General features: G+C 71.3%; 19 protein-coding genes. 6 read left to right on the top strand and 13 right to left on the bottom strand.

The window, feature by feature from the left end; genetic code table 11:
- Positions 1-52 precede the first annotated feature (52 nt).
- Both ctaD and KBX08_RS02860 read right to left on the bottom strand, forming a co-directional pair.
- Positions 53-1,813, bottom strand: coding sequence for a cytochrome c oxidase subunit I (gene ctaD, locus KBX08_RS02865; protein WP_210780947.1), 1,761 nt, complete (start codon positions 1,811-1,813; stop codon positions 53-55).
- 130 nt (positions 1,814-1,943) lie between these two features.
- Complete coding sequence (locus tag KBX08_RS02860; RefSeq protein WP_210780946.1) at positions 1,944-3,050, bottom strand: FAD-dependent monooxygenase; 1,107 nt, start codon at positions 3,048-3,050, stop codon at positions 1,944-1,946.
- Positions 3,051-3,349: 299 nt separating this feature from the next.
- On the opposite strand from KBX08_RS02860, the gene KBX08_RS02855 reads away from it, so the two are divergent.
- On the top strand, positions 3,350-4,471 hold the full coding sequence (locus KBX08_RS02855) for a cellulose binding domain-containing protein (protein WP_210780945.1): 1,122 nt from the start codon (positions 3,350-3,352) through the stop codon (positions 4,469-4,471).
- A 56-nt stretch (positions 4,472-4,527) separates the two neighbouring features.
- Here KBX08_RS02855 and KBX08_RS02850 read toward each other — a convergent pair whose 3' ends face one another.
- From KBX08_RS02850 to KBX08_RS02840, 3 genes are all read right to left on the bottom strand, one after another.
- Positions 4,528-5,493, bottom strand: coding sequence for an N-acetylmuramoyl-L-alanine amidase (locus KBX08_RS02850; RefSeq protein ID WP_210780944.1), 966 nt, complete (start codon positions 5,491-5,493; stop codon positions 4,528-4,530).
- Positions 5,493-5,645, bottom strand: a complete 153-nt coding sequence (locus KBX08_RS02845) for a hypothetical protein (RefSeq protein ID WP_210780943.1) — start codon at positions 5,643-5,645, stop codon at positions 5,493-5,495. The genes KBX08_RS02850 and KBX08_RS02845 overlap by 1 nt, the downstream gene beginning before the upstream one ends.
- 125 nt (positions 5,646-5,770) lie before the next feature.
- Positions 5,771-6,559, bottom strand: a complete 789-nt coding sequence (locus KBX08_RS02840) for an aldo/keto reductase (protein ID WP_203120964.1) — start codon at positions 6,557-6,559, stop codon at positions 5,771-5,773.
- Between the two features lie 94 nt (positions 6,560-6,653).
- Between KBX08_RS02840 and KBX08_RS02835 the strand changes: the two genes are divergently transcribed.
- Together KBX08_RS02835 and KBX08_RS02830 are read left to right on the top strand one after the other, a co-directional pair.
- Positions 6,654-7,703 carry a DNA polymerase ligase N-terminal domain-containing protein gene (locus tag KBX08_RS02835; RefSeq protein WP_210780942.1) on the top strand — a complete coding sequence of 350 codons (1,050 nt, stop codon included), beginning with the start codon at positions 6,654-6,656 and terminating at the stop codon, positions 7,701-7,703.
- A gap of 14 nt (positions 7,704-7,717) precedes the next feature.
- Complete coding sequence (locus tag KBX08_RS02830) at positions 7,718-8,908, top strand: threonine synthase (protein WP_210780941.1); 1,191 nt, start codon at positions 7,718-7,720, stop codon at positions 8,906-8,908.
- A gap of 51 nt (positions 8,909-8,959) precedes the next feature.
- On the opposite strand, the gene KBX08_RS02825 is transcribed toward KBX08_RS02830, so the two are convergent.
- The 4 genes from KBX08_RS02825 to KBX08_RS02810 all read right to left on the bottom strand — a co-directional run bounded on the left by KBX08_RS02825 (position 8,960) and on the right by KBX08_RS02810 (position 13,938).
- Entirely contained in the window at positions 8,960-10,327 is a 1,368-nt protein-coding gene (locus tag KBX08_RS02825; protein WP_210780940.1) for a pectate lyase, read from the bottom strand.
- Positions 10,328-10,583: 256 nt separating this feature from the next.
- Positions 10,584-12,383, bottom strand: a complete 1,800-nt coding sequence (locus KBX08_RS02820; RefSeq protein ID WP_210780939.1) for a glycoside hydrolase family 15 protein — start codon at positions 12,381-12,383, stop codon at positions 10,584-10,586.
- 37 nt (positions 12,384-12,420) lie between these two features.
- Entirely contained in the window at positions 12,421-12,813 is a 393-nt protein-coding gene (locus KBX08_RS02815) for a cupin domain-containing protein (RefSeq protein WP_091397116.1), read from the bottom strand.
- Positions 12,814-13,059: 246 nt separating this feature from the next.
- A complete protein-coding gene (locus KBX08_RS02810; protein WP_210780938.1) occupies positions 13,060-13,938 on the bottom strand; it encodes a sulfotransferase domain-containing protein in 879 nt (292 codons plus the stop codon).
- A gap of 91 nt (positions 13,939-14,029) precedes the next feature.
- Between KBX08_RS02810 and KBX08_RS02805 the strand changes: the two genes are divergently transcribed.
- The gene (locus KBX08_RS02805) at positions 14,030-15,097 is read left to right on the top strand and encodes a beta family protein (RefSeq protein WP_210780937.1); all 1,068 of its coding nucleotides are present in this window, start codon (positions 14,030-14,032) and stop codon (positions 15,095-15,097) included.
- Positions 15,098-15,105: 8 nt separating this feature from the next.
- Here KBX08_RS02805 and KBX08_RS02800 read toward each other — a convergent pair whose 3' ends face one another.
- Both KBX08_RS02800 and KBX08_RS02795 read right to left on the bottom strand, forming a co-directional pair.
- Positions 15,106-15,387: an adhesin gene (locus KBX08_RS02800; RefSeq protein ID WP_091393621.1), complete on the bottom strand. Its 282-nt coding sequence runs from the start codon at positions 15,385-15,387 to the stop codon at positions 15,106-15,108.
- A gap of 192 nt (positions 15,388-15,579) precedes the next feature.
- On the bottom strand, positions 15,580-16,653 hold the full coding sequence (locus tag KBX08_RS02795; protein WP_210780936.1) for an NAD(P)-binding domain-containing protein: 1,074 nt from the start codon (positions 16,651-16,653) through the stop codon (positions 15,580-15,582).
- 109 nt (positions 16,654-16,762) lie between these two features.
- On the opposite strand from KBX08_RS02795, the gene KBX08_RS02790 reads away from it, so the two are divergent.
- Positions 16,763-17,479: an MIP/aquaporin family protein gene (locus tag KBX08_RS02790; protein ID WP_091393624.1), complete on the top strand. Its 717-nt coding sequence runs from the start codon at positions 16,763-16,765 to the stop codon at positions 17,477-17,479.
- 66 nt (positions 17,480-17,545) lie between these two features.
- A complete protein-coding gene (gene dacB / locus KBX08_RS02785; protein ID WP_210780935.1) occupies positions 17,546-19,129 on the top strand; it encodes a D-alanyl-D-alanine carboxypeptidase/D-alanyl-D-alanine-endopeptidase in 1,584 nt (527 codons plus the stop codon).
- A gap of 45 nt (positions 19,130-19,174) precedes the next feature.
- Here dacB and KBX08_RS02780 read toward each other — a convergent pair whose 3' ends face one another.
- Positions 19,175-19,504 carry a hypothetical protein gene (locus KBX08_RS02780; RefSeq protein ID WP_030331319.1) on the bottom strand — a complete coding sequence of 110 codons (330 nt, stop codon included), beginning with the start codon at positions 19,502-19,504 and terminating at the stop codon, positions 19,175-19,177.
- A 117-nt stretch (positions 19,505-19,621) separates the two neighbouring features.
- Positions 19,622-20,337 (bottom strand): hypothetical protein (locus KBX08_RS02775; protein WP_210780934.1); only part of this gene is annotated, 716 nt, incomplete at its 5' end.

The following is a 20,337-nucleotide window of genomic DNA, read 5'->3' as shown; positions in this document are numbered from 1 at the left end:
CCGCTCCCGGTGTCCCGGGGGCGGCGCCCGTCGTACTGCTGAGCTTTGCGCGTCAGTGCCGGTCGACGTCGCTCGCGGTGTCCTCGCGGTAGCTGGCTCCGCCGTCCGACTCGCTGGTGAGGGGCTTGGCGCCACCCTCCGGCGGGCCGGCCAGGCTCTGGCCACCGGCCGCCAACTCCGGGAACTTCGCGTCGAACGCCGGCCGCTCGGAACGGATCCGCGGCATCCGGTCGAAGTTGCGCAGCGGCGGCGGGCTGCTGGTCGCCCACTCCAGCGAGTTGCCGTGACCCCAGGGGTCGTTCACCTCGACCACCGGGCCGGTCTTGTACGACTTCCAGCAGTTGTAGATGAACGGCAGCGTGGAGATACCGGTGATGAACGCACCGATCGTGGAGATCGTGTTCAGCGTGGTGAAGCCGTCGCTGGGCAGGTAGTCGGCGTACCGACGGGGCATGCCCTCGTTGCCGAGCCAGTGCTGCACCAGGAACGTGGTGTGGAAGCCGATCATGGTGAGCCAGAAGTGCACCTTGCCGAGGCGCTCGTCGAGCATCCGGCCGAACATCTTCGGGAACCAGAAGTAGATGCCCGCGAAGACGGCGAACACGATGGTGCCGAAGAGCACGTAGTGGAAGTGCGCCACCACGAAGTACGAGTCCGACACGTGGAAGTCGATCGGCGGGCTGGCCAGCAGCACACCGGTGAGACCACCAAACAGGAAGGTGACCAGGAAGCCGACCGCCCAGAGCATGGGCGTCTCGAAGCTGATCTGGCCCCGCCACATGGTGCCGATCCAGTTGAAGAACTTCATACCGGTCGGCACGGCGATCAGGTAGCTCAGGAAGCTGAAGAACGGCAGCAGCACCTGACCGGTGGCGAACATGTGGTGCGCCCAGACGCTCATGGAGAGCGCGGCGATCGCGACGGTCGCGGCGACCAGACCCTTGTAGCCGAAGATCGGCTTGCGGGAGAAGACCGGGATGACCTCGCTGATGATGCCGAAGAACGGCAACGCCACGATGTAGACCTCGGGGTGCCCGAAGAACCAGAACAGGTGCTGCCAGAGCATCGGCCCACCGGTTGCCGGGTCGTACACGTGCGCGCCGAGGATGCGGTCCGCGGCGAGCGCGAAGAGCGCGGCGGCCAGCAGCGGGAAGACCAGGATCACCAGGAGGCTGGTGACCAGGATGTTCCACGTGAAGATCGGCATCCGGAACATGGTCATGCCGGGCGCGCGCAGGGTCAGCACCGTGGTGATCATGTTCACGGCGCCGAGGATGGTGCCCAGGCCGGAGATGGCCAGACCCATGATCCACATGTTGGCGCCGACGCCCGGCGAGTGCTCGACGCTGCTCAGCGGCGCGTACGCGAACCAGCCGAAGTCAGCGGCGCCACCCGGGGTGATGAATCCGGCGGTCGCCATCGTCCCGCCGAACAGGTACAGCCAGTAGGCGAAGCTGTTCAGCCGGGGGAAGGAGACGTCGGGCGCGCCGATCTGGATCGGCACGATGTAGTTCGCGAACGCGAACACGATCGGCGTCGCGAAGAACAGCAACATGATCGTGCCGTGCATCGTGAAGAGCTGGTTGTACTGCTCGGGCGACAGGAACTGCAGCCCGGGTCGGGCCAGCTCAGCACGCATGACCAGAGCCATCAGGCCACCGATCATGAAGAACACGAACGCGGTGATCATGTACATGATCCCGATTTGCTTCGCGTCCGTGGTTCGCAGCAGCCGCGCGATGGCCGACCCCTTGACCGGCTCCCGGACCGGCCAGGGCCGGGTCACGACCGGCTTGGGTGCGACGGTGGTCACGAGTGGCCTCCGGTTCTCGGTTGTCCCGCTCGGCACACGCTGGTTATCGGCGGGCCGTCATCCGCAAGGAGGATAGTCCCCGGCAGGTCGCAGCGCCGCGTGGGGTGGCGTGACACGATCTACTACGGGCCTACAGCGGGCCGAGCAGGAGCCGGTAGTGCTCCCCGAAGATCCGGTCGCCGCGTCCGCGCAGCAGCGGGTCGCGCAGCGCCGGCGGGACGTCCCTGGTGCGGTTGCGGTCCCGGGTCCGGTCCCGCACCCATCGGGTACGCGGACGGCGACGACTTTCGTACGCCACGAGCGCCGCTTCCACGCTGTTGGCGGCCCGCAGCGACTCGGCCAGCACCACGGCGTCCTCCAGGGCCATGGCCGCACCCTGCGACAGCGTCGGCGCGGTGGCGTGCGCCGCGTCGCCGACCAGCAGGACCCGCCCCCGGTGCCAGCGACCCAACTCCACCTCGTCGGTGATCCCGACGTGCACCTCGTCGAGGGCCGCCAGCACCTCGGGTACCGGGCCGCGGTAGTCGGCGAAGAGGTCCCGCAGCCGGGTCAGCGGGTCGGCGGGTTCCTCGGTGCCGGCCTCGTCGGCGTAGAGGTGCAGCCGCCCGGCACCGATCGGCACCATCAGGAACCCGGAGCGCTGGCCGAGCAGTGCGGTCCACTCGGTGACCGGTGGGCCGTCGCGCAGGACGGCCCGGTAGACCACCTGCCCGACCGGGCGCGGCGGCCCACCGAGCGCGGCCAGCGCACGGACCGAGGAACGTGGCCCGTCGGCGCCGATGACCAGGTCGTACTCCGTGGTGGTGCCGTCGGTGAAGGTGACGCCGACAGCGCCCGGGAGCAGGTCCAGGGTGCGGACCTCGGCGCCGTGCCGGACGGCGCCGCCGGCACCGCTGAGCAGCACCCGGTACAGGTCGGCCCGGGGCAGCGCCCGGCACTCGCCGACGCCGGCCCAGAGTGCGTCGAGGTCGACCTCGCAGAGTTGCGCGCCCGCGGCGTCGAAGAACCGCTGCCGGCGGATCACCTGACCGATCGGCCGGACCGGGTCGTGCAGGTCGAGCCGGTGTAGCGCGCGGGCGGCGTTGCCGGGCAGGTAGAGACCGGTCTCGGTGGACTCCCCCGGCGGCAGCTTGTCGGTGACGTCGGGCCGGAAGCCAGCCAGGCGCAGTGCCCTGGCGACGGCCAGGCCGGCGATGCCCGCGCCGACGACGAGGATGCGCAGGGGGGAGCCACCCATGGTGGTGTACGCCTCCGGAGGGGGAGCGGCACGCGTTGGAGGCAACACGCTACTCGGAGCGATCGGCGCACACCAGGCCCAATCGGCCCGTACCCCGCCGCTCGTCGGTGGCCCGCGCCGCTTGGCTGGCCGTGTGTGGCCAGCCGTCCGGCGGGGCATGGCAATCCTCACAATTCACCAGTTCGACGCGGACGGTTGCGCAGCAGTTTCAGACATGTAAATGTGTCGTTGAGCGTGGGAGCGCTCCCGCACTGCCCCACCACATCCGGCGCCCGGCACGCGCCGAGTCGAGGAGTGTCATGAAACGTCAACTTCGGGCCCTGGCCGCCGCCGGGTTGCTGGTCGCCAGTTCGCTGGTGGCAGTAGCCCTCGGCGGCAGCGCCTCCGCCGACACCCAGATCTGCGAACAGTACGGCTCGACAGTCATCCAGGGCCGCTACGTGGTGCAGAACAACCGCTGGGGCACCACCGCCCAGCAGTGCATCAACGCCACCAACAACGGCTTCGAGATCATTACTCAGAACGGCAGTAGCCCCACCAACGGGGCGCCCACCGCGTACCCCTCGGTGTTCCTCGGTTGTCACTACACCAACTGCTCCCCCGGCACGAACCTGCCGATCCAGGTCAGTCAGATCAGCAGCGCCACCAGCAGCATCTCCTACCGCTACGTCAGCGGCGCCACCTACAACGCGTCGTACGACATCTGGCTGGACCCGTCGCCGAAGCGGGACGGGGTGAACCAGATGGAGATCATGATCTGGCTCAACCGGCAGGGTCCGATCCAGCCCATCGGCTCGGTCGTCGGCACCACGAACCTGGCCGGCCGCACCTGGGAGGTCTGGCGGGGCAGCAACGGCTCCAACAACGTCATCTCCTACGTGGCGTCGTCGGCGATCTCCAGCCTGAACTTCAGCGTGCTGGACTTCATCAACGACACCCGCAACCGGGGCGCGATCACCAACTCCTGGTACCTGACCAGCATCCAGGCCGGCTTCGAGCCGTGGCAGGGCGGCGTCGGCCTCGCGGTGACCTCGTTCTCGGCCAACGTCAACGGGGGCGGCCAGCCGCCGACCGACCCGACGACCCCGCCGCCGGGCGGTGGCGCGAGCTGCGCGGTGAAGTACACGGCGAACTCGTGGAACAACGGCTTCACGGCCGACGTGCAGATCACCAACACCGGGTCCAGCGCGATCAACGGTTGGACGCTCACCTACGGCCTGCCCGGCGGGCAGCAGGTCACCAACGCCTGGAACGCCACGGTGAGCCAGAGCGGGTCGACGGTGACCGCCCGGAACGTCGGTCACAACGGGTCGGTCGCACCCGGGGGCACGGCCAGCTTCGGCTACCAGGGGACGCTGAGCGGCTCGTACTCGTCGCCGACCAGCTTCTCGCTCAACGGGGCAACCTGCTCCCGCTCGTGAACTGACGGTGGGGGCGCGCCCATCCCGGCGCGCCCCCACCGCTCACGAGGCCGGGGTCAGACCCGGGTGAGGCGTACGGCGTCGGCGATGACCAGGCCGGCGGTGTTGCTCCACCGGCTCACGCCCACCCGGTTGGCGTCACCGGCCGGGAGTGTGAACGTGCCGAGGACCCGCCACTGCCCGCCGGTGGCCCGTTGGTCGACCCGGACGGTCTGGTTGCCGGCGCTGGTGGCGACGATGTACGGGGCGGCGCTGTTGTAGCCGGAGTTCGCCGGCCACCATGCCTCGACGCGGTAGCTGGCGGTGGCCGGGACGTTGAACCTGTACCACGCGACGTCGCTGGCGGCGACCGGATCCGCGTAGCGGTAGTCGGCGCCGTAGCGCTGACTGGAGTACGACGACACGCCCCAGTTGGCGCTGGCGGCGAATCGACCGGTGGTGGTGTTGTCCACAGTGGAAGACCAGGCCGTGCCGCCACCGGCCATTCTCGCCGCCACGTCGGCGCGCATGACGTTCAGGTCGATGAAGGACGGGTCGATCTTGCCGGTGGTGCTGGTCTCCCGGTGGCCCCGGGCGTAGCTGCTGTCCCGGCCGAGCCGGGTGAGCACGGCGGCGGTGGCGGCGAGCGACGCGTTGTACTGCGCGGCCGTCATCTCCTGGTTGACGCCGTTGTAGTCGATCTCCCATCCGATCATCAGGGTGTTGCCGTCCCCGGCCGGGATCGGCCCGCTGCCGCCGCTGACCCCGGCGTGGTTGCACCGGCCGGCGGAGATGACGTGGAAGACGCCGTTGTAGTCGACGAGCGCCTGGCACAGCGGGCCCGGCAGGTCGGACCGGCCGTTGATGCAGATGCCGAGCGCCGGGTGCGGGTTGCTGGCGCTGGAGGTCGAGGCGGTGTGGTGCCAGAGCACCCCGATCGGGTCGAACGAGCCGGGCCGCATCCGGTTGAGCCAGTCCCCCTCGACCACGACCTGGACCCCGGCGGCGCGCAGCACGTCCACCAGCCAGGGAATGGTCGCCATCAGGCGTCCTGAAGCAGGTCGGCGAGGCACTCGGCCTTCGGCGCGGCGCTCGCGGAGGCGGGTCGGGTGACGACGGTCAGCGCGGCGACCACCAGGGCGGGGATGCCGAGCAACCCTCGGCGGGGCAGACGGATGGACGGGGTTCGGGCCATGGCGATCCTCCAGCGACGGCGGGTACGAACGGATCGACGAACGTGATGACGGGACGCTATACCGTCACGTGCGTCGATGTCGATACCCTTCATTGCCGGGTCACGCGCTGAAGGAATTCGCCGATTCAGACCTCGCCGAGCGCGTCGATGTCGCGCATCTCCTCCGCCGTGAGCGAGAAGTGGAAGACGTCGAAGTTGGCGGTGATCCGCTCCGGGGTCACCGACTTCGGGATCACCACGATCTCGTGGTCGATGTGCCACCGCAGCACCACCTGCGCCGGGGACACGCCGTGCGCGCCGGCGATCCTGGTCAGCACCGGGTCACTGAGGTCGCTGGTCTTGAACGGGCTGTACCCCTCCAGCACCACGCCCCGGTCCCGGTGCTCGGCGTGCCGCTGCCGGTCGTACAGCGACGGGCTCCACCGGATCTGGTTGACCGCCGGGTTCTCCTCGGTGGACTGGATCAGCTCGTCGATCTCCGCGGTGCTGTAGTTGCTCACCCCGACCGCCCGGGCCAGGTTCTCGTCGCGAGCGGCGAGCAGCTCGCGCCAGAGTGGGATGCTGTCCCCCGGCGACGACGGCGGCCAGTGGATCAGCCAGAGGTCCACGTGCTCGACGCCGAGCGCCTCCAGGCTGGCCTCCAGCGTCGCGCGCTCCCGGCCCACCCGGTCCGGCGGGAGCTTGGTGGTGATGAAGAGGTCCTCCCGACGCAGCCCGCTCTCCCGTACCGCCCGGCCGACCTCCCGCTCGTTGCCGTACACGGTGGCGGTGTCGAGGTGCCGGTAGCCGGTGTCGAGCGCGGCCAGCACGGCGTCGTAACCGGCCTGGCCGGTGGCCTGCCAGGTGCCGAAGCCGAGCAGGGGCATCCGCACGTCACCGGGGAGCAGTGCGGTGGGCTGGTCGGTGAGGTCCATGAGGTCCGTTCTACCCCGCCGCGCCCCCGGCCGCCGAGCGAACCGGACACTCCGGCGTCCAGCGCACCGGTCCGGTTTGCCGGAGAATGCGGGTGTGACCGACCGGCTGGACGAGTACCGGCGACGGCGGGACGCGGCCCGCACACCCGAGCCGGTGCCGTCGGAGAGCCCGTCGACGTCCGGCGCTGACGCCGACGCCGAACGCTTCGTCATCCAGCAGCACCACGCCCGCAGCCTGCACTGGGACCTGCGCCTGGAGCACGAGGGGGTGCTCGCGTCCTGGGCGGTGCCACGCGGCCTGCCCCGCGATCCGGGTCGCAACCACCTCGCCGTGCACACCGAGGACCACCCGATGGAGTACCTCGACTTCGCCGGTGAGATCCCCGCCGGTGAGTACGGCGGCGGCCGGATGCTGATTCACGACCGGGGCACCTACCGCTGCGAGAAGTGGCGCGACGACGAGGTGATCGTGAGGCTCTCCGGAGAGCGGACCGCCGGCCGTTACGTCCTCTTCGCCACCGGAGGACGGGACTGGATGGTCCGCCGCACCGACCCCGCGCCGCCGGGCTGGACGCCGATGCCGGACGTGGTCCGACCGATGCACACCACGCCCGCCGCCGGGCTTCCCCGCGACCGCGCCGCCTGGGGGTACGAGCTGCGCTGGGACGGCGTCCGGGCGATGGCGTACGTCTCCGGTGGGCGGCTGCGGCTGCTCTCCGAGACCGACGAGGAGATCACCGGCGGGTATCCGTGGCTGCGCGCGATGGCCGAGGCGCTCGCGCCCACCGAGGCGGTGCTCGACGGTGTGCTGGTCCGCATCGACGGCGCCGGGCGGGTCCGCCCGGTCCGGCCGGCCACCGGCAGCCGGGTCCCCGCCGGCGCCCAGTACCTGATCGTCGACCTGCTCTGGTTGGAGGGCGTGAGCAGCGTAGACGTGCCGTACGCGCAACGCCGGGAGCTGCTCGATGGGCTGGTCTTGTCCGGTACGCACTGGCAGACTCCGCCGTGGTTCCCGGGCGCGGGCGACGAGGCCCTGCGTGCCGGGCGGGAACAGGGCCTGCCGGGCGTGGTCGCCAAGCGACTGGACTCGGTCTACCAGCCGGGGCGGCGCAGCCGGCACTGGCTGAGCATCGACGCGGTGTGACGGCGAGGAGCGACGTGTACCTGACTCACCTGGACTGCCCGCGTTGCGGCAAGGAGTACGCCGCCGACCGGTTACAGAATCTCTGCGAGTGCGGGTCGCCGCTGCTGGCCCGCTACGACCTGCCGGCCGTGGCGAAGGCGGTCACCCCGGAACGCTTTCCGCTGCGCCCGGCCGACCTGTGGCGTTACCGGGAGGTGCTGCCGGTCGCCGACCCTCGGCACGTCACCACGCTGGGTGAGGGCTGGACGCCGCTGTTGCGGACTCCGGCGTACGGCACCGAGATCGGCATCGCGGACCTGATGGTCAAGGACGAGGGGCTGGTCCCGACCGGCTCGTTCAAGGCCCGGGGCGCGGCGGTCGGGGTGAGCCGGGCCCGCGAGCTGGGCGTCGAGCGGATCGCGATGCCCACCAACGGCAACGCCGGGTCGGCCTGGGCCACCTACGCCGCGCGGGCCGGAATCGGCGCGACCATCGTCATGCCGCTGGAGGCGCCGAGCATCTGCCGGCGCGAGTGCGTGGCCGCCGGTGCCGACCTGCGCCTGGTCGACGGGCTGATCGGCGACGCCGGTCGGCTGGTGGCCGAGCTGATCGCGGAGTCGAACGGGGCGTTCTTCGACGCCGGCACGCTGCGCGAGCCCTACCGGCTGGAGGGCAAGAAGACGATGGGGTACGAGATCGTCGAGCAGCTCGGCTGGCAGACGCCGGACGTGATCATCTATCCGACCGGCGGTGGGGTCGGCCTGATCGGCATTCACAAGGCGCTGCACGAGTTGCGCGAGCTGGGCTGGATCGGCGACAAGCTGCCCCGGCTGGTGGCGGTGCAGTCCACCGGCTGCGCGCCGATCGTGCGGGCCTTCGCCGCCGGCGAGGATCGGGCGCAGCCGTGGGCGGGCGCGCACACTGTGGCGTTCGGCATCACGGTGCCGGCCCCGCTGGGTGACGAGCTGATCCTGGCGGCGCTGCGGGAGTCCTCCGGCACGGCGGTCGCCGTCGACGACGCGGACATCCTGGCCGATCTGCGGGACTTCGCCGCCCGGGAGGGGCTGCTGCTCTGCCCGGAGGGGGCGGCCTGCCTGACGGCGGCCCGGCAACTGCGCGCGGGCGGGTGGATCCGGGCCGGCGAACGGGTGGTGGTGCTCAACACCGGTGCCGGGCTGAAGTATCCGGACACTGTCGACGTCTCCGGCGTACCCCTGATGGGGTGAGGTGGCGGCGCCCCGCGGACCGGGCGGTACGCGGGGCGCCGTCGTGCCGCTCTACTGGTAGGTGATGTCCGAGGGTGAGTAGAGGCAGTTGACGCCGTCGGCGCCCTCGCCGATCTCGGTCGGCTCGCTGCCCTTCGGCACACCCTTGTACTTCACGCAGATCGAGGTCTCCCGGTCCGGGTCGCCGACGATGGTGATCCGGCTGAACCGGGCGGTGTCGCCCCAGTTGGTGTTGATGCCGGCGATCGCGTCGGTGTTCCGGACGATCACGTTGTCGATCACCACGTGCCGCTGGTACGACGTGGAGCAGTTGCCGCAGGCGCGGTAGAGCTTGCCGGCGTTCTCCACCCGGAAGTTCTTGATGTGGACGGTGCCCGAGCCGTTGTGCTGGAAGACCTTGTCGCTGGCGGAGCGGGCCCCGCCGCCGTCGACGGTGTACGTCGTGCCGCCGCGGAAGGTCGCCGCGTCCTCGCCGACGTCCTCCCACCAGACGTTGATCAGGGTGCAGTTGCCCTCGCAGTGCACGCCGTCGCCGGCCGGAGCACCGATGATCACGTTGCGCAGGGTGGCTCCCGCGGCCAGCTCGAACATCGGGTCCTGGCTCTCGCTCTGCCCGCCGTCGCCGATGCCGTAGTAGCGCTTGAGCCCACCGTCGAAGGAGCCGGAGACCGGGATCGTGGCGTCCACCTTCTGGCTGCCGGTGGGCGTCGGCCAGCCAGCCGGCGGAGGTGTGGTGGTCGGCGGCGGCGTGGTGGGTGGCGGAGTGGTGGTCGGCGGCGGCGTGGTCGGGGTGCCTCCGCCGGACGAGTCGACCAGCACGTCGTCGAAGCCGCCACTGGCGTACGCGGTGACCAGGCCGATCCGGCCCGCGCCGGCCAGGCTGTTGCTGCCGGACGCGATCTGGGTGCCGTTGACGAAGCCACGGATGGTGCTGCCGCTGGTCTCGATGCGCAGGTTGTACCAGGTGCCGGTGCCGATGCTCAGCGCGGCGGAACCGATCGCCGTGACGGAGCTGCCGTTGACCGCCTGGAGCTCGGCGCGTCCGGAGCCGAGCAGGGCCAGCCGGTACATCTTGGTGCTGCTGGTGGAGCGGGCGGCGAGCCCGACCAGGGCACTGGACGAGCCGAAGCTCGTCGGCCTGACCCGGGCCTGCACGGAGTAGTTGGTCCAGCTGGTCTGGCCGGCGAACTGCCGGGCCAGCTCGCTGCCGGCGTTGGACTGGTTGAGCACGCCCGAGCCGTCGACGGTCCAGGTGCCGCCGGACTTGGACCAGCCGGAGGTGTCGCCGTCGGTGAAGTCGTCGCTGAAGACGGTGGCCGCGAAGGCCGAGGTCATGCCGGCGGCGAGGGCCGCCGCGGTCACCCCGGCGCCGACCGCCAGCAGGAGTGGTCGGCGGCCGGAGAGTCGTCTTTTCTGCACAGGTGTCCTCCTTGACGCATGTGGTGGCGATCCCTCGGCGGCCGTACCGAGACGTGTCGGCACGGCGTGCTGCGCTGAACGGGATCGGTGTGCGCCCCGCCGGACGCCCGGATCCGAAGCGGAGCGAAGTGGGATCAAAGCCCTGGGGAAAGGGCTTTCCCACTCCTTCGAGGCTAGGACTGCCCAACCATAGGCGTCAATGCCTGGCGCTTGCAGGTCTGTTGCAGGATTCCGGCCGGGACGAAACCCGGACCGATCAGTAGCTCTCCGGCTCGGTGATCCGCCAGGCCGCGTTGATCAGCCCGATGTGCGAGAGCGCCTGCGGGGTGTTGCCGAGCTGCGCGCCGGTGGTGAGGTCGATCTGCTCGCTGAACAGCCCCACGTCGTTGGCGTACCCGACGACCCGCTCGAAGAGCGCCTCGGCGCGCTGCGGCTCACCCGTCATCACCAGGCACTCCACCAGCCAGAACGAGCACAGCAGGAATCCGGCCGGGTCGGTCGTCCAGCGCCGCAGCAGGCCGTCCTCGGTGCCCAGCTCGCGCTCGACCATCGCGATCGTCGAGCGCATCCGCGGGTCGGTGGCCGGCAGGAAGTGCGTGACCGGCAACGCGAGCACCGAGGCGTCCAGCTCCGCCGATCCGAACGCGCCGGTGAACGCCCCGATCCGTTCGTTCCACCCCTCGCGCAGCACCGTGTCGCGGATCTCGTCGCGTATCCGCGCCCAACGATGGAGGTCGGCCCGATCACCGAGCCGGTCGGCGAGCCCCACCGCCCTGTCCATCGTCAACCAGCAGGACACCTTGGACGAGACGTAGTGGCGCTCCTCGTCGCGGGTCTCCCAGATGCCCCGGTCCGGCAGGTGCCACGTCGCGGCCACCTGCTCGGTCAGCCCGAGCACCATCTCCCGCAGCTCCTCCTCGAACCGCGCGCCCAGATAGTCGCGCAGCCGCCACACCGCCGACATCACCTCACCCGGCACGTCGAGCTGCCGCTGCCGCCAGGCGTCGTTGCCCACCCGCACGGGTCGACTGTCGCGATAGCCGCGCAGGTGGTCGCAGTGGTGCTCGGAGAGGTCACGCTCCCCCTCCAGCCCGAAGATCACCGGCACGGGCTCATCGCCGAACCGGCCGATCGAGCGGGTCGCCCAGGCGAACAGGCGGGACGTCTCGTCGGGGCAGGCCGCCACCCAGAGAGCCCGCATGGTCAACGAGAAGTCCCGCAACCAGGAGTAGCGGTAGTCGTAGTTCCGGTCGCCGCCGATCTGCTCCGGCAACGAGGTGGTCAACGCGGCGGCGACAGCGCCACTGCGGGCGTACGTGAGGCCGGTCAGGACCGTCGAGCTGTGTTTGACGAGTTCGGGGTAGCGGCCGGAGTACCCGTGCGTCTCCCGGAACGCCTGCCACGCCTCTGTCGTCTCGGCGAGGGTGGTCAGCGGGTCCACCCGGGCCGGCGGGTCGCCGTACGCCTCGCCGAACGCGAGGTCCATCCCGATCACCTGACCGGCGGAGACCTCGAACTCGTGGGTCACCCGGTCGGTGCCCGCCCGCAGGTGCAGACCGGCGGCGCGCAACATCAGCACCACCGGGCCGGCGCCGGCCAGCACGCCGCCGTCCGGCTGCTCGTGCAGGTACGGCGTGAGCAGGCCGTACTCCGGGCGGGGCGCGAAGTCCAACGCCATCCGTACCCGCCCGGAGAGCCCCTCGACCACCCGGATCAGCACGGCGGGTGAGTTCTTGCCCAGCTCGTGGGCGCGGGCACCGACCTCGGCGGCCAGCGCGTCGGTGACCGCCACGCTGCCGTGCGGGGTGTGGTGCACCGTCCGCAGCACCAACGTGTCCGGCAGGTACGCGCGCTCCATCCGGTGACCCGGGCCGCCGACCCCGACCGGCGCCAGCCGGAAGTGGCCGGCTCCCGGGTCGAGCAACCGCGCGAACACGGACGACCCGTCGAACCGGTGCGGGCACCACCAGTCGATCGAGCCGTCCTTGCCGACCAGGGCACCCGAACGAGAGTCCGAGAGGAACCCGTAGTCGGAGATCTGCGGCTGCTGCTCCACCCGCCGGGGGTACCCGCATCGGCCCGGATCAGACGGATCACTCGGTCGGTGGCTCGTCCTCGCCCGCCGCCTCGGCCGCGTCGGCCTCTTCCTTGGTCTTGTGCACGGCCTTGTCGGCGTGCTCCGGCGGCCCGTAGACCGTGTAGAGCACCAGCGGGTTGGGACCGGTGTTGACGAAGTTGTGCTTGGTGCCCGCCGGCACCACTACCAGGTCGCCCGCGACGACCTTCCGCTTCGCCCCGGCGACCCGCGCCTCGCCGACGCCGCTCACGAAGGTGAGGATCTGGTCGATGTCCTCGTGCACCTCCTCGCCGATCTCGCCGTCGGCGGGGATGGTCATGATGACCAGCTGGGTGTGCTCACCGGTCCACAGCACGCGCCGGAAATCCGGGCTCTTCTCGGCGACAGTCGCGATAGTGAAATGCTCCATGTCCACGCTCATACCCCGTCCGGGGGCGCGTCACGCCGGGACTGGCGAATGGTGCAATTCCCCACTGCTGGCGGGTTTGGATCCTCCCGGACCGGGGATCGACAACGCTGACCGGCGCGAACGGCCGGTCGAGCCAGGTCCCCGCCGACGTACCGCCGAACGGCTGCGGTGGTGGGAGACGGCCAGAGCACGGCGACGTTCCGACCACTGTCGAAACGGCGCCGTGCGCTCTTGTGGGCCTGGGGCCTAGCGGTGCAGCCAGGTGAGCAGATCGGATGGGGCCAGCGCCGCGACCCGTTGCTGGTAGCGGGCCAGACCGGTCTCGTCCAGCAGGTCGCGTCCCTGGCCTGAGCCTCCCCGGCGAAAGAACGCCTGTCGGTCACGCAGCACGCCGAGCGTGTCCGGTGCGAGCCGGTCGGCGCGCTCCCGCATGCGAGCGAAGGTGGCGGCCTCAACCAACTCCGGCCCCGGGCTGGGGAGTCTCCACCTGTCGGCCAGCCGGCGCATCTCACCGCCCAGATCCGCCAGCAGGTCGTCGTAGTGCACCAGCTCGACGTTCGGCTCGTGCCGGCGGGCCCACCCGTCACTGAGGTGCATCAGCACCCCGGGCAGCGAATCCAGCTCGGCGCGGGGGTCCACCTCCCGGTCGACCCAGCTCAGCAACCACTCCCGCACCGGGGGCCGCTCCCGGGGCGGCCCGTCCGGGGCGGGTTGGCCGGTCAGCTCGGCGATGCGCGCCCGGTCCAGGTTGGCGCTCTGGTGGTAGAGGGAGACCGCCAGGTCCAGCGGGTGCCGGGCCACCACCACGTAGTGCGCCCGAGGGTCGAGCGGCACCCCGTCCAGCGGGGTGTGCGTCTTGATGAACCGCCGGTGTGGTTGGGCGGCCAGCCGGGCGTACACAGTGGCCTGCGGCTCGCCCAACCAGTCCAGCCACGGGGACAGGACGGTCAGCGGCGCCGGCAGCTCCGGGGTACGAAGCACCAGGAGCGCGCAGATCATCTGCATCCAGGTGGTGCCGCTCTTGGACCGGGTGCTGATCACGAGGTCGCCGTCGCGGAACGGGAAACCGGTCCATCGCGCGCTGTCCTCTTCGTCGGACTGGTAACGGCGAATCGGCGTGGGCACCGGTGGATGGTAGTCGCCGAACCGACAGTCGAGCAGCCGAATTCCGGCTTACATTCCTGGGGCATGTGCGTATGCCTGGCTAGATTGAAGTATGGTGCCCGCCCACGGGGGCCGGGCGGCGACACCGGTCTACCGCCCCATCCTCGCCAACCGACGAGGCGAGCTTGAGGCCCTGAGCCACCTCGATCCCGCGTACGCCGCACTGGTCGCCCCGGTCCTGGAGATCGGCGCGATCGGTCGGTCCACGATGGACGCCATTCGCCGGTTGCCGTCCGGCCTGCTGCCCGCCATCGACGTCAGCGCGCTGCCCGACATCCCCGAGGCGGAGCTGACCCGTTGGGGCGTACCGGTGGTGCCGGTGATCGGGCTCTCCGAGAGCGACCACCGGCTGGTCGCGCACGGCGCGGCGGCGCGGGCGTACGGCCGGTGCGCGCTCGTCCGGCTGCGGACCGGTCGGGACCGGGCCGGGCCGGACGCGAGCACCACAGCTGTGGAACGAATCTGGCGGTTCACCGGCCTCGCACCGGAGGAGTGCGACCTGCTGGTTGACGCGGGGGACGTCTGCTGCCCGGCGGACGTACGGACCGCCGAGCCCCGGATACGCCACCTGCTGGACTGGGCACGCCGACACGCCTGGCGGTCGGTGACGGTGGCGGCAGGCGGTATGCCGCCGACGCTGTCCCGCTTGCCCACCGACGAGCCGGTCCGGCTGGACCGCTGGGACTGGCAACTGTGGCGACGACTGGCCGACGCCGGGGTCGACTACGGCGACTACGGCGTCCACCCGGCAGGGCCGGGCACCGGTGACCCTGGCGACCGGCTGCCGACCGTGCGCTACACCGACGACGGCAGCTGGTGGGTCTACCGGTGGGCGCGACGCGGCGGCCGGGGCGACGACCGGTTCGCCGACCTGTGTCGCACGCTGGTGTCGGCACCGCACTGGCCGACCACCGGGGCAGCCTTCTCCTGGGGTGACCATGAGCTGCTGCGCCGGGCCCGCCGGGGCGCCGGGGCCGGCTCGACCGCCAACTGGGCGGCGTGGAGCACCTCGCACCACCTGGCCCACGTGCTGACCACGCTGTTGCACCCGGCTGGGGAGGGCGCGCCGCGGTGGCACCCCGGGCAGGGGCCACCGCAGCGGGGACGATCGCTGCGGTGAGGCCGGGTCTACTGCTTCTCGGTGAAGCCGAACTGGATGATGCCCTCGTCGTCGACGGTGGCGTCCACCGACGCGTCGCCGAGCAGTTCGGCGGCGTCCTCGTCCAGGAAGATCCGGGCGCCCTGGTTGTCGACCACCCGATCGCCCTGTACCGGTTCGGGCACCAGCTCGACGGTGAGCGAGCCGGCCTCGGTGTCGGCGGCGATACGCACGCCGCCGTCCTGGGCGACGTCCTGTTGGTTGGCGAGGTCACGGATGACGAGCACGGCGTTATCGGTCATGGTGAGCATTTATGGAACTCCTCGTGAATTGTCGGCTCGCGGTCGGAAACCGCGCGGACCGGACAGTCGGCCCGCGTACGAGCACACGTGGGAGGCGACAGAGGGGCGAACGGTCATCACCGTCGCATCGAATCGGGGCAGCTGACGGCCCCGTCACTCCCACCGTGCCCGCTGGCCGACCATCCGTCAAATAGAGCCAGGTCAGTGGAGAGCGGCGGCCGGCGCCAGCCAGGCGCGAATCTCGTTGACCGCCGCGCGGCCGGCCCGGTTGGCACCGATCGTGCTGGCCGAGGGGCCGTACCCGACCAGGTGAACCCGCGAATCGGCGACCACCCGGGTGCCGTCCATCGTGATACCGCCCCCGGGCGCGCGCAGCCCCAGCGGGGCGAGATGGTCGATGGCCGCCCGGAAGCCGGTGCACCACAGGATCACGTCCGCCGGCACGAACCTCCCGTCCGTCCAGGCCACCCCGTCGGGCGTGATCCGGTCGAACATGGGTAGCCGGTCGAGGACGCCGCGCTCGCGCAGTCGGCGTACCTCCGGGGTGACCGGAAGCCCGGTCACGCCCACCACACTGCCCGGCGGCCGGCCGGAGCGGACCGCCTGGTCCACCCGAGCCACAGCGGCGCGGCCCAGTTCCGGGCCGAACTCCTCGTCGTTGAACGTCGGCGGCCGGCGGGTCACCCAGGTGGTGGCCGCCGCGACGGTGGAGACCTCGCCGAGCAGTTGCACGGCCGAGGTGCCGCCGCCGACCACCACCACGCGCAGGCCGGTGAACTCGGCCGGCCCTCGATAGTCGGCGGTGTGCAACTGGCGTCCCCGGAACGTGGACCGGCCCGGGTAGTGCGGCCAGAACGGTCGGGTCCAGGTGCCGGTGGCGTTGATCAGGGCGCGGGCGGTCCAGGTGCCCCGGTCGGTGTGCACGTCCAGTCGTCCGTCCGGGCGGGAGTGCACCCCCCGGACCCGCACCGGCCGCCGCACCGGCAGGTCGAAGGCCCTCTCGTACGCGGCGAAATAGGCGGCGATCTGCTCGGAAGCGGGGCGATGCGGCTCGGTGGGCGGGAGCGGCAGCCCGGGCAGGTCGTGGAAGCCGTGCACCCGATCGAAGACCAGCGTCGGCCAGCGGTGCTGCCAGGCGCCACCGGGCCCGTTGTCGGCGTCGAGGATGACGAAGCCGCTGCCGGGCGCGAAGCCGGTGCGGTGCAGGTGGTAGCCGGCGCTCAGGCCGGCCTGCCCGGCGCCGATCACCGCGACGTCCGCGGAGTGGGTGTCCACGTGGGCTACAACGCGCCGGCCGTCACCGCTGTGCCCGTCCTCGACCGTCGCGCCGATCACAGCCGGCCATTCCGGCTTCGGCCACCTGACCTGCACCTACGCTGAGTGAATGAGCGACTTCCGTCGGTACGCGGGCGAGTTCCTCGGCACCCTGCTGCTGGTGTTCTTCGGGGTGGGCAGTGCAGTCGCCGCACGGGTCCAGGGCGGCGTGGTGGTGGTGGCGCTGGCCTTCGGGTTCGTGATGGTGGCCCTCGTCTACACGATCGGCCCACTCTCCGGCAGTCACGTCAACCCGGCGGTGACGCTCGGTGTGCTGCTCTCCGGCAAGATCTCGGTGCTCGGGGCGGTGGCGTACTGGATCGCGCAGTTCGTCGGCGCGACCGTAGCGGGCTTCGTGCTCTGGGCGCTGACCCGATGGGGTGACGTCGCGGACCAGACCGGGGCGCTGGGCACGAACGGTTACGGCGCGCACATCAACCGGGGCGGCGCGGCCGTGCTGGAGGTCGTGCTGACCTTCCTCTTCGTGCTGGTCGTGCTGGTGGTGACGAGTCGGAGCGAGAATCCGGGCACCGCCGGGCTGGCCATCGGGCTGGCCCTGGCCGTGACCCAACTGGTGGGCGTGACGCTGACCGGCGCTGCGGTCAATCCGGCCCGCGCGTTCGGTCCGGCGGTCTTCGAGGGCGGCGTGGCGCTGCGGCAGCTCTGGGTGTTCATCGTCTTCCCGCTGCTCGGTGGGGCACTCGCCGCACTGGTGGCGCCGCTGGTCATGGGGGCGCAGCGGCACTACTGGGGTGGCCACGAAAAAACGGTCGGTGGGCCGAAGTAGCCCAGACGGCATTTTCTTTCGCCTGAGGGCCTTCTCCGGCGAATATCTCCGTGACAGCATCAGCGGATGCATCGCCGTCACTTTCCCCGGGCCCTCGCGCTGCTCGCGCTGGTAGCCACTGCGGCCACCGCCGCTGCGCCCGGTGCCACGGCCGAATCGCCCACCCCCGCGACGACCCACCTGCGTGCCACCATCGACACGATCCTCGCCGACGCCCGCTTGGCCGGCGCGCAGGCGTCGGTGGTCGTGGTCGACACCAGCACGGGACAGCCGCTCTACGACCGCAACGGTGACCGCCGGCTGGTCCCGGCGTCCAACACCAAGCTGCTGACCTCGACGGCCGCCCTTGAGCTGCTCGGCCCGGGCCACCGCTTCAGCACCGACGTACGGGCCAGCGGCAAGCGCCGGGCGGGCCTGCTCTCCGGCAACCTCTACCTGCGTGGCGGGGGCGACCCGACAATGCTCGCCGCCGACTACGACGCGCTCGCCGCGCAGGTCGCCGCCGACGGCGTACGGGTGGTCACCGGAAACCTGGTCGCCGACGACACCCGCTACGACCGCACCCGGCTCGGCCCCGACTGGACCTGGGACGACGAGCCCTACTACTACGCCGCCCAGGTCTCCGCGCTGACCGTCGCCCCGGACACCGACTACGACGCGGGCACCGTAATCGTGCACGCCGCACCGGCCGACCGGGCCGGCGCACCGCCGGTGGTCACCACCACCCCCGCCACCGGGTACGTCCGCGTCGACAACCGCGCCCAGACGGTCAGCGACGGCGACACCTCGATCTCGATCGAGCGCGAGCACGGCGACAACACAGTCGTGGTGACCGGTCAGATCGCCGTCGGCGACGAGCCCGCCAGCGACTGGGTCACCGTCTGGGAACCCACCGGCTACGCGGCCGACGTGTTCCGGGCGGCGCTGCACCGACACGGCGTCCGGGTGCTCGGCCGGACCGTGCTCGGTCAACCCACCCCGGAGACGGCCGACCCGGTGGCGCGCCACGACTCGATGAGTCTGGGCGAGCTGATGACGCCGTTCTTGAAGCTGTCCAACAACGGGCACGCCGAGGTGTTGACCAAGGAGATCGGCCGGGTGCTCTCCGGTTCAGGCACCTGGACGGCCGGTCTCACAGCGATCAGCGAGTACGTCGCCGACACCGGAATGGACACCGGGAGACTGCGCCAGCGTGACGGCTCAGGACTGTCCCGGCGCAACCTGATCCCGGCGGCGGAATTCGTCGACCTGCTGAGCGCCGTCCGCGCCGAACCGTGGTTCGCGACCTGGTACGCGGCGCTGCCGATCGCCGGTCAGCCCGAGCGGTTCGTCGGCGGCACCCTGCGCAGCCGGATGGCCGGCACGCCGGCCGCGGGCAACGTGCACGCCAAGACCGGCAGCCTGACCGGTGTCTCCGGGCTCTCCGGCTACGTCACCAGCGCCGATGGTCGGCTGCTGGCGTTCTCCATCCTGCTGAACAACTACCTCACGGCGTCGGTGAAGTCGTTGGAGGACCAGATCGCCGTGGCACTGGCCGGCTTCCGCGAGGGTGGTGCGTCGACGGCTCGGGTGGCCGCGCCGGCGGTGCCGGAGACGCCGCGCACCCCGGAGGGCGTCGAATGCTCCTGGGTCAAAGCGATCACCTGCTGAGCGACGGCCGGGAGGCGCGAACGCGCCTCCCGGCCCGGCGAGCGCTCAGGCCGGACGGTCCGGTGGGGGGACCACCGCCGTCGGGTCACCACGTTCGATGAGCGCGGCGATCTCAGCGGCCCGCAGCCCGCGCAGCGCCAGCACCCGGGTGCCCCAGCGGTGCAGGCGGCACGGGTGCGGGCTGGCATCGTTACGGCAGACCACGCCCCCGGACCACCGTCGGGGGGCGTGCACCACCACCGCCCGTACGGCGAACTGGGTGTCCTCGCCCGTCACGTACGGCGGCAGGGGAATGTCGCGAAGAACCTCCCCGGACGCTTCACCGGTGCCGGACGAAGCGGCACGACGGACGCGGTGGGCGGTGCTGCTACTCATCTCCGCTGCCTCCACACTGGATGGTCGGATGGGGACAGCAGAAAGTTACGGCGCATTCGACGGTCCGCGACGGACAAACTGTCCCGCTGTCCGAACGCACAGCGATCAGTCAGTCAGTCAACGCACCGCCACGGCCTGGAGGCCGACGTTGCCGCAGTGCGGCGTGAAGACCTTCTCGACGGTCCAGTTCAGCAGCAACCGGGCACCCTTCGGCAGTGTGAAGCGGATGGTGAACTGGGCGCTCTGACTGGTGTACGGGTCTTCCAGTCGGGCGGTGCTGGCCGGCCCGCCGGTGGACAGCCGCGCTTCCAGTCGCCCCCGCGCCATCCAGATGCCGCCGTAGAGCTGGACCGTGCGCGGCTCACCACTGCCGGCGACGGCGAGGCTGAACCCGTTCCCGGCACCGCAGGCGTAGACGCCGTTGGAGCTGCCGTTCGTCGACCGCTCCGGCGTGCCGTCGGCCCAGCGCACGTACTCCTGGTTGCCGTCCCAACCGACCCGCCGGCCCGGGCCACCCCGGTCGACGATCTCGCCGGAGCCGGAACGCTTGCGGTTCGTCGACCTGCCGCCGCGCTCCCCCCAGTGCACCCAGTCCCGGGCGCCCACGGCGGTGAGGTCGACGATGGCGGGCATCTCGCCCCGGCTCACCGTCAGCGCCGGCGAACCGGGCTTCGGCGGTGGCGGGGCGGGCGCGCTGGCCGACGGCGTCGGGTCCGGCGAGGGTGGGCGCTGGCGCGGACGCAGGCCGGGCGTCGCCGGCCCCGCCTCGCCGGTGCGCGCGTCGGCGGCCGGAAAGCCGGGGGAACGGGCGGGGACAACGCCCGGACCGGACT

This window comes from Micromonospora sp. H61, assembly GCF_018070325.1.
Taxonomy (GTDB): domain Bacteria; phylum Actinomycetota; class Actinomycetes; order Mycobacteriales; family Micromonosporaceae; genus Micromonospora; species Micromonospora salmantinae.
Note: the sequence above shows the minus strand (reverse complement) of the source record. Positions and strands in the feature narration are given on the sequence as shown.